At 72.5% G+C, this 14,262-nt stretch carries 6 protein-coding genes; 5 read left to right on the forward strand and 1 reads right to left on the reverse strand.

The window, feature by feature from the left end; translation table 11 throughout:
- Positions 1-118 precede the first annotated feature (118 nt).
- Entirely contained in the window at positions 119-5,269 is a 5,151-nt protein-coding gene (locus tag ACFWU3_RS30700) for an SDR family NAD(P)-dependent oxidoreductase (protein WP_384444235.1), read from the forward strand.
- Positions 5,270-5,720: 451 nt separating this feature from the next.
- On the opposite strand, the gene ACFWU3_RS30705 is transcribed toward ACFWU3_RS30700, so the two are convergent.
- Positions 5,721-6,410 (reverse strand): TetR/AcrR family transcriptional regulator, encoded by a 690-nt coding sequence (locus tag ACFWU3_RS30705; RefSeq protein WP_384444237.1) that lies wholly within the window; start codon positions 6,408-6,410, stop codon positions 5,721-5,723.
- Between the two features lie 260 nt (positions 6,411-6,670).
- Between ACFWU3_RS30705 and ACFWU3_RS30710 the strand changes: the two genes are divergently transcribed.
- The 4 genes from ACFWU3_RS30710 to ACFWU3_RS30725 form a co-directional block, all read left to right on the forward strand.
- The gene (locus tag ACFWU3_RS30710; protein WP_384444245.1) at positions 6,671-8,209 is read left to right on the forward strand and encodes an MFS transporter; all 1,539 of its coding nucleotides are present in this window, start codon (positions 6,671-6,673) and stop codon (positions 8,207-8,209) included.
- A gap of 193 nt (positions 8,210-8,402) precedes the next feature.
- Complete coding sequence (locus ACFWU3_RS30715) at positions 8,403-10,334, forward strand: BTAD domain-containing putative transcriptional regulator (protein ID WP_384444239.1); 1,932 nt, start codon at positions 8,403-8,405, stop codon at positions 10,332-10,334.
- A gap of 321 nt (positions 10,335-10,655) precedes the next feature.
- A complete protein-coding gene (locus ACFWU3_RS30720; RefSeq protein ID WP_384444241.1) occupies positions 10,656-10,922 on the forward strand; it encodes an acyl carrier protein in 267 nt (88 codons plus the stop codon).
- Positions 10,923-11,250: 328 nt separating this feature from the next.
- On the forward strand, positions 11,251-14,262 hold a 3,012-nt coding region (locus ACFWU3_RS30725; RefSeq protein WP_384444243.1), incomplete at its 3' end, for a beta-ketoacyl synthase N-terminal-like domain-containing protein.

The following is a 14,262-nucleotide window of genomic DNA, read 5'->3' on the forward strand; positions in this document are numbered from 1 at the left end:
GCTGCGCGCATCCGACGGCCCGTCCGCCCCCCGCCGGCCCCGGCCGGCCCTCTCTCGTCCTCCCGTCGTCCACAGCGGACGACGCCCGACCCGTAAGCGGTGACCCATGGTGAGTGAGATGTCCCCCCTGCCGCCGAGCCCCGAGGACCGGATCGCCATCGTCGGCATCGGCTGCCGTTTCCCCGGTGGCGTCGACTCCCCGCAGGCGCTCTGGGAGTTGCTGATGGACGCGGGCGACGCGTCCGGACCGATACCCGAGGACCGGTGGGCGCCGCAGCGCGCCCAGTCCCGGGAGAACGCCGCCGTCCTGTCGCGGGTGATCTCCAACGGCGCCTTCGTCGACGACATCAGCGGGTTCGACGCCGCATTCTTCGGCATGTCCGCCACCGAGGCCCGCCAGCTCGACCCCCAGCAGCGCATGGCGCTGGAGGTGGCCTGGGAGGCGCTGGAGCACGCCGGCATCCCCGCGTCGAGCCTCGCGGGCAGCGACACCGGCGTCTTCGTCGGTGTCGGCACCGACGACTACGGCCGCCGGCTCCTGGAGGACCTGCCGGGCGTCGAGGCGTGGACCGGTATCGGGTCCTCGCTGTGCGGCGTGCCCAACCGGATCTCGTACACCCTCGATCTGCGCGGCCCGAGCGTCGCCGTGGACACCGCCTGCTCCTCCTCGCTGGTCGCGCTCCACCAGGCGTGCGCCAGTCTGCGCAGCGGCGAGGTTCCGGTGGCGCTCGCAGGCGGCGTCATGCTGATGGCGGGCCCGGGCCTGACGACCGTCCTCGACATCGCGGGTGCCATCTCCCCGGACGGCCGCTCCAAGGCGTTCGACGAGGCCGCGAACGGCTACGGCCGCGGCGAGGGCTGCGGCATCGTCGTCCTCAAGCGCCTCGCCGACGCCCGGCGCGACGGCGACCGCGTCATCGCGCTCGTCCGCGGCAGCGCCGTGCACCAGGACGGCCGCACCGACGGGATCATGGCGCCCAGCCCGACCGCTCAGGCGCATCTGCTGCGCAGGGCGTACGCGGCGGCCGGCGTCGCGCCCGGTGAGGTCGACTACGTCGAGGCGCACGGCACCGGCACCAAGGTCGGCGACCCGATCGAGGCGGCGGCACTCGCCGAGGTCGTGGGCGACCGTGCCCCCGGGCAGGGTCCCTGCCTGATCGGATCGGTGAAGACCAACATCGGCCACTGCGAGGCGGCCGCCGGTGTCGCGGGTCTCATCAAGACCGCGCTCGCCATGCAGCACGGCGTCATCCCGCCGACCCTGACCGTCGACGGGCCGCGCAAGGACATCCCGTGGGCCGAGTCGGGTCTGAGCCTGGTCGCCGAGGCGACCCCGTGGCCGGCGGTGAACCGGCCGCGGCTGGCCGGTGTGGCCAGTTACGGCTACGGCGGCACGATCGCGCACGCCGTCCTGGAGCAGGCCCCGGCGGACGCCACTCAGGAGGCGGACGCCCCGGCGGACACTTCCTCGGGCGCGGCCGAGGGGACAGCCGCGGCTCCCGCGAGCGCGGACGTCACCCTCTACCCCGTCTCCTCCGCCAACGAGCCCGGCCTCGCCGCGCAGGCCGCACGCCTCGCCGACGGCCTCGCGGCGCACGACCTCGCCGACATCGGGCACACCCTCGCCCGGCGCCGGGCACACCTCGCCGGACGCGGTGTCGTCGTCGCGGCGGACAAGGACGAACTCACCGCCGGTCTGCGGGCGTTGGCCGCGGGCGAGACCCACCCGGCCGTCGTCACCGGCGACGCGTCGGGCCCGTCCCGCGCGCCGGTCTGGGTGTTCTCCGGCCACGGCGCACAGTGGTCGGGCATGGGCCGCGAACTGCTCGACGACGAGCCGGTGTTCGCTGCGGCCATCGACCGCCTCGGCCCCATCTACGCCGAGGAGCTCGGGCTCACCCCGCGCGAGGTGCTCACCAGTGGGGAGCTCGGCTCCGTCGACATCATCCAGTCCATGCTCTTCGCCATGCAGATCGGCCTCGCCGAGGTCTGGCGGCGCTACGGGGTCGTGCCCGGCGCGATCATCGGCCACTCCGTCGGTGAGATCGCCGCGGCCGTCGTCGCCGGTGTGCTGTCCGAGTCCGACGGCGCCCGGCTGGTGTGCCGCCGTTCCGCGCTGCTGCGCAAGGTGGCCGGCAACGGCGCCATGATCATGGTGGACCGGCCGTTCGACGAGGTGCGGGAGATCATCGGCTCCGACGACACGCTGTGCGCCGCCATCGCCGCCTCTCCCACCTCGACCGTGGTCGCCGGGGACATCACCGCCGTCGACGAGGCCGCCGAGCAGTGGGCCGCGCTCGGCCGGACCGTCCGCCGGGTCGACTCCGACGTCGCCTTCCACAGCTCGCACATGGACGAGATCAGCGCCGATCTCGCCGTCGCCGTCGCGGACATCGAGGCCAAGGCCGCGGACGTACCGCTCTACCTCACCGCGCTCGACGACCCGCGGTCCACCCGCAGGCAGGACGCGACCTACTGGGCGGCGAACCTGCGCAACCCCGTCCGGTTCGTCGACGCCGTACAGGCCGCCGTCGAGGACGGGCACCGGACCTTCCTGGAGATCTCCGCGCACCCCGTGGTCAGCCACTCGGTCACCGAGACCACGGCCAACGTGCCGGGCGCGCTGGTCGTACCGACCCTGCGCCGCAACAAGACCGAACGCACCACACTGCTCACCTCGTTGGCCCGTCTGCACTGCGCGAACGTGCCGGTCGACTGGTCGGTCCTGCAGCCCGCAGGACGCCGTGCCGATCTGCCGACGACCGCCTGGCAGCACGAGCGTCACTGGGTAGACGCCCGCGGGCTCACCGAGTCGCCGGTCGACACCCTGCTGGGCACCGAGACCGCGGTGCACGCCTCCCGGCTGCGGATCTGGCAGACCACGCTCGACCTGCGCACCCGCCCCTATCCGCGACGGCACCCCGTCCTCGGCACCGAGATCGTCCCGGCCGCCGTGCTCGTGAACACCTTCCTGTCCGCCGGCCGCACCGACGTCCTGACCGACCTGCGGCTGCGCCAGCCGGTCGTCGTGCCGCAGCAGGAGACCCGGGAGGTGCAGATCGTCCGCGACGACACCGGTCTGCGGCTCGTCTCCCGCAAGCTCGGCGCGCCCGACACGGCCTGGTCCACGCACACCCTGGCCACCGTCGGCGGGGGAGAGCCCGCGGCGCCGGCCGGTGACGCGGACGCACCCGAGGTGCTCGACCCCGGGCATGTCATCGAGCGGCTCGCCGAACTCGGCGTCGCCGACATGGGATACCCCTGGCGGATCGAGGAACTGCGGCGCGGCGAGGGCACGTTGACGGCCGTCGCGACCGCCGAACTCGACCGCAGCTGGGCGGCCGTCCTGGACGCCGCCCTGTCGATGGCGTCGGTCATCTTCACCGGCCCCGGCGTGCTGCGCATGCCCGCGCACATCGACCAGGTGACCCGCTCCGGTCCGCCGCCGCGCCGGGCCGCCATCACCGTCCGCCTCGACCCCGCCCGGCCCACGACCGTGCACGTGGAGATCCGCGGCACCGTCGAGGGCGAGGAGGCCGACTCCGTCCTCACCCTGCGCGGTCTGCACTACGGGGAGCTCGACGGCGACCTCTCCGGGGAGGAGCAGAGCACCAGCGGCCGGTTCGAGCTGGAGTGGCAGCAGTTCCCGGTCGACACCGAGACGCACACCGCGCTGCCCGACCACACGGTTCTGGTGCTCGGCCCGACCGACCTCGCCCGCTCGCTGGTGCCGGCGTGCGCCGCGCACGGCGCCACGGTGAGTGTGGACGCGACCGCGGTGACCGACGCCGACCATGTGCTGTTCGCCCCGATGGCGGGCGAACCGGCGGACATCGCGGTCGAGTTCGCCCGCATTGTCGCCGAGATCGCCTCCCTGCCCGGCCGCAAGCCGCTGCTGTGGTGCCTGACCGCGGGCGTACGGGACGCGGCCTCGATCGGCGACCTGGCGGGCTCACCGCTGTGGGGCATGGGCCGCGTGGCGGCCAGCGAACACCCCGAGTTCTGGGGCGGTGTCGTCGACCTGCCGACGGGCCCGCCCGACGAGGTGAGTGCCGCGCTGCTGCTCAATCTGCTCCATCTGCGGCCCGCGGAACCGGTGTTGTCGGTCGCCGACGGCGCGGTCCACGTGCCCCGGCTGGTCCCCGCGACGCCGGTGCCGGACGCCGAGCCGTTCAGCTGCCGCGCCGACGGTACGTATCTGATCACCGGCGGCCTCGGTGTGCTGGGCCTCGAACTGGCCGAGCACCTGGCCCAGCGCGGCGCCCGCCGCATCGTCCTCCTCGGCCGTACCGCGGTGCCGCCGCGCGCCGCGTGGTCCGACGACGACCGCCGGGTCGGTGCGCTGCGCAGGCTGGAGTCCGCCGGGGTCACGGTGAGCACCGTCGCCGTGGACATCACCGACCTGGAGGCGACCCGGGCCGCGCTCGACGCGCTCGGGCTCCCGCCGATCCGCGGTGTCGTCCACGCCGCCGGCACCGTGCACAGCGCGATGATGCACCGCCTGGAACCGGGCGCACTGCACGAGGTCATGCGTCCCAAGGCGGAGGGCGCGCTGGTCCTGCACGAGCTGTTCCCGCCGGGGTCGACGGACTTCTTCGTCCTCTTCTCCTCGGCGGGCCCGCTCCTCGGCCTGCCGGGCCAGGGCGCGTACGCCGCGGCAAACGCCTACCTCGACGCGCTCGCCGCCCACCGGCGGACGGGAGGCGCCGAGGAGTCGGTGAGCATCGCCTGGACCAGCTGGCGGGGGATGGGCATGGCGACCTCGGCCGACGCGACCGACGTCGAACTGGCCGCCCGCGGCACCGCCGACATCGCCCCGGACCAGGCGCTGCGCGCCTTCGACCAGACCGCGGCGGGAGCCCCGGGCGCGCTGGTCACGGTCATCAGCCTGCTGCGCGGCCACACGGGCCCGCGCCCCGCCCTGCTGGCGGAACTGGCGGGCGACGACGCCTCCCGTCCCACGGAGGTACCGGACTGGGTGGGCCTCACGGGCGACGAACTGGCGGCGTATCTGCTCGACGACGTACGCCGCCGGGTCGCGGCGGTCCTCGGCATGCAGCCGGCGGCGGTCGGCGTCCACCGCCCCCTGACGGAGGCGGGCGTCGACTCCCTGCTGGCGGCGGCGGTACGGGTGGCGCTGGAGCGAGACCTCGGAGTGGCGCTCCCGGCGACGCTGCTGTGGAACTACCCGACGGTGAGCGAGATCGCGGGCTTCCTGGCGGGCATCCTGACGGAGTCCTCGACGACGGCGCACCAGCCGACGTCGTAGCAGCGCACGACTGAGTGGCGGGCCGGTCGCGTAGACCGTCCCGCCACTCAGGTGTGTGCGCCCATTCCAGCCCGCCCGGCGTCACGGGTCCGGCAGGCGCGCCTGTTTGTGCGGGCCGGCAATTGCAGCTCGTCCGGCGTCACGGGTCCGGCATGAGCGCCTGTTTGTGCGGGCCGGCAATTCCAGCCCGTCCGGCGCTTGAGGACACGGCCGCAGGTCGTGCGGCACGGATGGCGGGTCGGCCGACACACGGCCCGCAACGAGTCAGCGCCTGGTCGTGCGGGCCGGCAATTGCAGTCCGTCCGGCGCTTGAGGACACGGCCGCAGGCCGTGCGCCACGTACGGCGGGTGGCAGGCCCACCGCCACAACCAGGTCCGCGCCCGGTCGTGCGGGGCACCAGCCCGAGGCGCGGGCCCCGGGGGCCGCAACCCCCGGACCCCACCCCACGGCTCACCCCTTCAGCAACGCCTCCGCCCCGTCCAGCGACCTCTCCACCGTCAGCCGGAAGAACGCCAGGTCCTGCGCCCCCGCGTCCGCACTGCGGGCCATCGCCTGCGCGCCCGCCGCCGCGAGGCCCGGCCGGGTCGGGTCCGCCGCGAACGCGGCCATCGTGCGGCCCATGTCCGCGCGTGCGCTCGGGAAGAAGCTGTCGCGGTCGTCCTCCACCGCCACCAGCATGAACGCGCTGTTGAGCAGATAGCGGTAGATCTCCGTCGCGTGGTCGCCGAACCCCGCGAGCAGGAGCACCTTGATGCCGGTGTCGATCGTCGGCAGCGCGGACGGCACGTTCGGACCCACCACGACCAGCCGCCGCGCCACACCCGGGTACTGCTTGAGGACCTCGCGCCCGTCGAAGGTGAGCGAGCTGAACCAGTCGCGCCACGGAACATCCGGATCCGGTACCGGTATCCGGCCGATCACCTGGTCCGTGACCGCCATGACGACCGCCTCCCGGTCGCCCACGTGATGGGCGACCACACCGGGCCAGACATCCAGCTTGGTGGCGATCTGCCGGATCGACCAGCCGTCGAGGCCGCGTTCCGCGGTCAGTTCGACAGCCGCGTCGATGATCTTCTCCGCCGTGATCGGCGGCAGGCCTGCCGAGGCGCGTGAGCGACGGCGCGGCGCTGACTCAGACATGACGAGAAACCTAACGCTGAGGGGAAGTGGCCGGAGCGACTTGACGCCCGGCGACCCGCAGGGCATAGAGTCAGCCTAACCTATTAGCCACTGTCTAAGAGGTGCCCGAACAGACCTGCCCGCTGCCGATACCGCCGCTCACGGCGCTGGTCGAGGCGTGCCCCGCTCGCTCGGGCCGTCGGTCGACCCGACCTGCCGACCGGCGCAATTGTCCGCATTTCGGCTCGCTCCCTGAGAGGCTCCGCGTCATGCGCAAATGGATGCCGCTGCTGGCGGTTTGCTTAGGCACCTTCATGCTGTTGATCGATGTGACCATCGTCAGCGTGGCGCTGCCCCAGATGACCGACTCGCTCGACGCGTCGTTCTCCGCCCTGCAATGGGTGGTCGACATCTACGTTCTGGTGCTCGCCGCACTGCTGATGGCGATCGGTTCGCTGTCCGACCTCACCGGCGCCCGCCGGGTCTACCTCGCCGGCCTGGCCGTGTTCGCCCTGGCGTCCCTCGCCTGCGGGCTCGCGGACAGCAGCGGCATGCTGATCGCCGCGCGCGGTGTCCAGGGCCTCGGCGCGGCCGCGATGTTCGCCACCAACACCGCACTGCTGGCGAGCAATTACCGCGGCAAGGACCGGGGCATCGCCTTCGGTCTGTGGGGCGCCGTCAACGGTGCCGCCGCCGCGGCCGGTCCGATACTCGGCGGCCTGCTCACCGAGCATCTGAACTGGCGGTGGATCTTCCTGGTCAACCTGCCCGTCGCGGCCATCGCCCTGGTCGTCGGCCACAAGCACCTGACGGGCTCGTCCGTCAGGACCGACCGCCGGGTCGACATCCCGGGTACGGTCGGCTTCACCCTGGCCTCCACCCTGTTGATCTTCGCCCTGATCCGTGCGGGCGAGGACGGCTGGGGCGCGGACATCACGCTCGCGCTGTTCGGTGGCACGGTGGTCGCGTTGATCGCCTTCGTCCTGGTCGAACGCGGCCGGCGCGATCCCATGCTCGATCTGAAGCTGCTGCGGACACCGTCGTTCGGCGGGCTGATGGCCGGTGCGGTGGTCTTCAGTGCGGCCGCCTTCGCCAATCTGGTGTTCGTCTCCGTCTGGGCGCAGTCGGTACTGGAGCTCAGCCCGGTGAAGGCCGGTCTGATCCTGATGCCGCTCAGCGGAATGTCCTTCGTGGCGGCGGGCCTTGCGGGCCGCTTCCTCGCGAACGTCGCGCCCCAGTGGCCGATCGGGGCGGGTCTGCTGCTGATCGGTGCCGGCACGCTGCTGGAGATGCTGCTCACCGGCACCTCCGGCTGGACGGCACTGCTGCCCGGCATGCTGCTGACGGGTATCGGTGTCGGTATCGCCTCGCCGATCCTCGCGTCGGCCGCACTGGCCGCCGCGCCGGCGAGCCGGGCGGGCATGGCGGGTGGAGCGGCGAACACGTTCCGGCAGTTGGGCTTCGCCGTCGGCATTCCGGTGGTCGGCGCCATTCTGACCGGCGCGATCGGACGGGAGCTGGCCGACAACGGCGCGTTCGCCGACTCCGACGCGGCGGCCGAACTGGTCACCGGCGGCAGGTCGGCGAGTGTGGTCGCCGAACTGCCCGCCCAGGCACAGGCCGCGGGCGCGCGGGCCGTCGAGGACGCGTACGCCGCGGGACTCGACCAGGTCTTCCTGGTGAGCGGGCTCGCCGCGCTGCTCGCCGGGGTGCTGGTCCTGCTGCTGGTGCGCCGCTCTCCCGAGCACCACGACACCGCGGTGCCGGACGACGACGACCGCCCGAAGACGGCGGCGGAGGGTTCGCTCCGGGCCGTGTGAGAACCGCTTTCCGGGGCACGCGGCCGGCCGCGCGCGGGCCCCGGAAAACGGATGACCGTCCGGTCGGTAGGCCGACCTTGACGAATTCCTGAATCGGAATGATCGCTTCCGTGAATTTTTCGCAATAGAGTGATTGTGAGCGGAACGTAAGTCAGAGCTATTGGCGCCGGTTTTGTCTTTGCCTGCTTGAAGGGTGGGGGGATGGTTGAGGATTGTACGGGGTTCCGGACTGCGTGCCGCGCGCATCAAGGCAGGATTAACACAGGACGAGGTGGCCAGGCGCGCCGCCATCAGCGTGCGAACCGTCCGTCACATTGAACGCGGGCACGTGAAGAATCCGCGGCTCGAGACCCTGGCCCGTATGGCCGAGGTCGTCGGATATGAGGCCGCGGTTCCGGATGACGCTCCCGATATCGGCGCCCCTGCCGAACCACCCGCATTCGCCCAGGAGATACGGCTGCTCGGACCGCTCACCGTCCTGAGTGCCGACGAGCCCGTGTCCATGCCGCTCAAGCAGCGCGCCCTGCTCGGCCTGCTCGCCGTGCAGCCCGACCAGACCGTCAGCCACGAAGAGATCGCCGACGTCCTGTGGAACGGCGAAGCGCCGCCCGCCTACCCGCAGTTGGTGCACACCTACGTCGCCCGGCTGCGCCGCATCATCGAGCCCGGCCCCGGCCACGGCGGCACGACCCGCAGGATCAGCACCGTCCGCGGTGGATACGTCTTCAACAGCGGCGGAGTGCAGCTGGACCTCTCGCTGTTCGAGGAGCGCGCCGCCCTGGCCGCCCGGACCGCGACGGACGACCCGACCGCCGCGCTGGAGCTGTACCGGCAGGCCCTGCGCTGCTGGCAGGGCCGGCTGCTCCAGGACCTGCCCCAGCTCTGGCACCACCCGTCCGTGGTCAGGGTGGCCCAGCGTCACATCGACGTGGCCATCGAGTTCGCCGATCTTGCGCTGCGGCTGAACCGCTCGGCCTTCGCCGTCGAGTACCTCAGAGTCGCCTCGTACGAGGAACCGCTGCATGAATCGCTCCAGGCCCGGATCATGCTGGCGCTCGCCGGTTCCGGCCGCCGCGCGGCGGCCCTGCGCCTGTTCACCGACCTGCGGATGCGGCTCAAGAAGGAACTCGGCGTGGAACCGAGCGAGGAGATCTGGCAGGCGCGCAACAGCATCCTCGTCCAGGACGGCGCGGAGAACCGCCCCGAGGCCGCCGGCCCCGCACCGGGCGGGCGGTACGCCCCGCCCGACCACTCCTGGGACGGGCCGCCGCCTCGCACCCCGCCGTCGTCCGCCCGTCCCCGCAGCCTCGCCCCGCCCGCCCAGCTCCCCCCGGTGATCGCCCCCTTCACCGGGAGACAGCAGCAACTGGCGGCGCTCGACGGCCTGCTGGCGCAGCAGCACAAGGGATACGCGGCGGTCGGTATCGCGGCCGTTCACGGTCCCTCCGAGATCGGGAAGACCGCACTGGCCGTCCGCTGGGCCCACCAGCACCACGCCGAGTTCCCCGACGGGCAGTTGTACGCCGACCTGCAGGGCAGCGCCGACCCGGCGGAGCGGCCGGTGAACCCGAGTACCGTGCTCACCCGGTTCCTGCGCTCCCTCGGCGTGCCCGACGAATGGATTCCGGACAACCCGGAGGAGGCGTCCGCCCTCTTCCGCAGCCTGCTCGCCGGCCGCCGCTTCCTCGTCGTGCTGGACGACGCGGCGGACGCGGCGCAGGTCCGCTGCCTGCTGCCCGGGACACCCGGCAACGTCGTCCTCGTCACCAGCCGGGCGCCCCTCATCGACCTGGTGACGCGCGAGGGCGCCATGACCGTGGCCCTCGACGTCCTGTCCGCCGGCGAGGCGTACGAGCTGATCGAGACGTATCTCGGTCCGGAACGCACGGCGGCGGAACCCGAGGCCACCCAGGAACTGGCCGCCGTCTGCGGGCAATATCCGCTGGAACTGCGCATGGCCGTCGCCCGTCTCGCGGCGACGCCGCACGTCTCCATCCGCGCACTCGTCTCCGAACTCGCCCGCGGCGGTGAGGCCGACAACCTCTACCCGCTGCGCGCACACCGGGCGTCGAGGCCGGGCCGTACAAACAAAGCCGCTGACAGCCGGCGGCAACGGCTGACATGAGCGCTGACAGCCTTACGCCAGGCTGACAGGGAATTCCGTCCCGTCCGCTCCGAAGGAATCATCGCAGCTCAGCGCAGGAATTCCGGGGCCCGCAGGTTGACAGGCTGATTTGCCGCACGTAAATCGACGTTTGCGGCAGCGGAGTTCGGTTGCCCCGGCAGGGGTGCCCACCTATGGTCACGATCGCGGGCAAGTCCCGATTAGCGGCCGGTCCGGCCAATGCTGATGATTCTTTGGCGCCTCGATGTGCGAGGCGCCCTCACGGGGAAAAGCCGAACATTCCCCGAAGGCATGCAATAAGCCGTTTGGAGAGGATGGGAAATGGCGAACGTGACGGCCGAAGAAGCCCAGAAATGGCTGATCGAGGAGATCGCCCAGCGCCTGGGTGTGGCGCCGACGGAGGTTCCGCCCGACCAGTACTTCGACGAGCTCGACCTCGACAGTACCCAGGCGCTGATCATCGCCGGTGAGATGGAGAACTGGCTGGGCTTCGAGCTCGGAACGACGGCCCTCTGGTACCACCCCACCATCGAGGCCCTCGCCGCCCACATCGCCGAGGAGAGCGAGAAGCGCACCGCCGCGGCGTAGCGCCACGGCGCACCGGACGGCCACTGCCGGCCGGTGCGGCCAGGCGAGCGAGACCCGCCGGTTCCGTACCGCTGGTGCCCGGCAAGGCCCGACGAGGCACCGAGAACGTGCCGTTCGGCCGGAGCGGAACCCCGCCACCGACGGCCTTGCCTCCCACATCGCATCAGACGACCCCGGTACGGCGCCGGCCGCCCGCCCGCCGCCGCGACAGTCGCCGATCCGGTCCGCCGCCCCGAGGGCGGCCGCCGACCGCCCCGGTCCCACACGGACCGGGAGCCGGGGCGCCGAGACCGAAGTCCCTGTTCGCCCAGATCCAGAGAGACTTGCCGTGAACTCTTCGCAGGAATCCGACCTCGACCGTCGGCTCGCCCGGGACCCCATCGCCATCGTCGGCCTCTCCGCGCTCTACCCCAAGTCCAGCAATCTCACGGACTTCTGGGCGAACGTCGTCTCGGCCGCCGACTGCATCGACGACGTGCCCGCCGGGCACTGGGACGTCGACGAGCACTACGACCCCGACCCCACGGTGCCCGACAAGACGTACTCCAAGCGCGGCGGCTTCATCCCCGACGTCCCGTTCAACCCGCTGGAGTTCGGCCTCCCGCCGAACACCCTCGAGGTGACCGACGTCCTCCAGCTGCTCAGCCTGGTGGTCGCCCGGGACCTGCTGAAGGACGCCGGGGCCGACAAGGCCGGCCAGTCGTGGTACGACGCCTCCCGCACCGGGGTCGTCCTCGGCATCACCGGCGCCAACCAGCTCACCCAGCCGCTGACCGCGCGGCTTCAGAGCCCGGTCCTCAAGGAGGTCGTCCGCAGCTGCGGCCTCTCCGACAAGGACGCCGAGGAGATCGTCGCCAAGTTCCGCCTGGCGTACGCCCCGTGGGAGGAGAACTCCTTCCCCGGCATGCTCGGCAACGTCGTCGCCGGACGGGTCGCCAACCGGCTCGACCTCGGCGGCATCAACATGACGATCGACGCCGCCTGCGCCAGCTCCCTCGGCGCGGTCAGGACCGCGGTGAGCGAGCTGCTCGAAGGCCGCTCGGACACGATGCTGGTGGGCGGCTGCGACGCCGAGAACACCATCTTCATGTACCTGTGCTTCAGCAAGACGCCCGCGCTGTCCAAGTCCGGGCGCATCCGCCCGTTCGACAAGGACGCCGACGGCACCCTCATCGGCGAGGGCATCGGCATGCTCGCCCTGCGCCGCCTCGCCGACGCCGAGCGCGACGGCAACCAGATCTACGCGGTCCTGCGCGGCATGGGCACCTCCAGCGACGGCCGGTTCAAGTCCATCTACGCCCCGCGCAAGGAGGGCCAGATGGTCGCCCTGCGCCGCGCGTACGAGGACGCCGACTGCACGCCATCGAGCATCGAGCTCTTCGAGGCGCACGGCACCGGCACCGCCGTCGGCGACGCGACCGAGCTGAGCGCGCTGTCCGCGGTGGTGTCCGACGGCAACGACAGCCGGCAGTACGCGGCCGTCGGCAGCGTCAAGTCCCAGATCGGGCACACCAAGGCGGCCGCGGGCGCGGCCGGCCTGATCAAGCTGGCGCTCTCGCTGCACCACAAGGTCCTGCCGCCGACCATCAACGTCGACGAGCCGAACCCCGCCATCGACTTCGCCTCCGGGCCGTTCTACGTCAACACCGAGGCACGGCCCTGGATCCGCGACCCCGAGCGCCCCAAGCGCCGCGCCGCCATCTCCTCGTTCGGCTTCGGCGGCACCAACTTCCACATGGTGCTGGAGGAGCACGGCGACGGAGACGACCTGCGGGTCTCCTACCCCGTCGCCCGCGTGCACCTGTGGCACGCGCCCGACACCGCGGCCCTCACCGAGCTGCTCGCGGACGGCGTGCCCGCGACCGGCGGTCCGGCCCCCGCGGGCCACGCCCGTGTCGCACTGGCCGCGCGCGGCGAGGACGAGCTGAAGTCCCTGCGCGACCTGGCCCTCGGCGAACTGCGCGCCCGGCCCGACGCCGACGCCTGGTCGCACCCCAAGGGTGTCCACTACCGCCGCAGCGCCGCTCCGGCCGGCAAGGTCGGCGCCCTCTTCGCGGGTCAGGGCAGCCAGTACGTCAACCTCGGCCAGAGCGCCGTGATGGCGCTGCCGCCGCTGCGGTCCGCCTTCGACCGGGCCAATGTGCACTTCGAGGGCTCAGCGCCGCTGTCCCGTGTCGCGTTCCCGCCGCCGCTGTTCGGCGCCGATGTGCGCGCCGCGCAGGAGACCGCCCTCCAGGCCACCGCGTACGCGCAGCCCGCGATCGGCGCCCTCTCCGCCGGCCAGTTCCGCTATCTGTCCGAACTCGGCTTCGGCGCCGAAGGGTTCCTCGGCCACAGCTTCGGCGAGCTGACCGCGCTGTGGGCCTCCGGCGCCCTCGACGACGACGCCTTCTTCGCCCTCGCCCGGGCCCGCGGCAAGGCCATGGCCCCGCCGCCGGAGTCCGGCTTCGACGCCGGCGCGATGGCCGCGGTCTCCGCCCCCGAGGAGCGGGTCGCCGAACTCCTCGCCGACCGCCCCGGCCTGGTCGTCTGCAACCGCAACGCGGCCGACCAGATCGTGGTCGGCGGCGCCACCGAAGAGGTGGAGCGACTGGTCGCCGCCGCCAAGGACGCGGGTCTGCGGGCGAGCCGGCTGCCGGTGTCCGCCGCGTTCCACACCCCCTTCGTCGGCCACGCCGTCGACGCCTTCCGCGGTGACGTGGCGCGGGTCGAGGTCCGCCGGCCGAACGGCACCGTCTTCGCCAACACCCGCGGCGCGGCCTACGGCGACGACATCGACGCCAACCGCACGGTCCTCGCCGAACAGCTCATCAACCCGGTCGACTTCGCCGCCCGCGTCGAGGAGATGTACGCCGCCGGGTTCCGCGTCTTCGTGGAGTTCGGTCCGAAGAGCGTCCTCACCCAGCTCGTGCGCCGCATCCTCGGCGACCGTGAGCACACCGTGGTCAGCCTCGACGCCGGCCCCGGACGGGACGCCGATGTCGCGCTGAAGCAGGGCGTCGCCCAGCTCGCCGTCCTCGGACTGTCGCTCGCCACCACCGACCGCTATGTCGCCGAGGCCGTCGCCGAGGTGCCCGCCAAGGGCATGTCGATCCTGCTGAACGGCATCAACTACGTCTCTCCCGAGCGCAGGGCGGCCTACCGCGACGCGATCGACAACGGTTACCGGATCGCCGTCCCGGCCACACCCGCGGTACCGGCTCCCGCCGCGGCCGCGGCCGCGGCCGCGACCCCGACCCCGTCACCGGTGGCCGCAACGCCCCGACCGGCCCCGGTGACGGTCCAGCCCCCGGCCCCCCCGCCCGCCGCACGGCCGGCCGCCGCGTCCGCCCCCGCCGTC

This window comes from Streptomyces sp. NPDC058685 (assembly GCF_042714725.1).
In the GTDB taxonomy this organism is placed as follows: domain Bacteria; phylum Actinomycetota; class Actinomycetes; order Streptomycetales; family Streptomycetaceae; genus Streptomyces.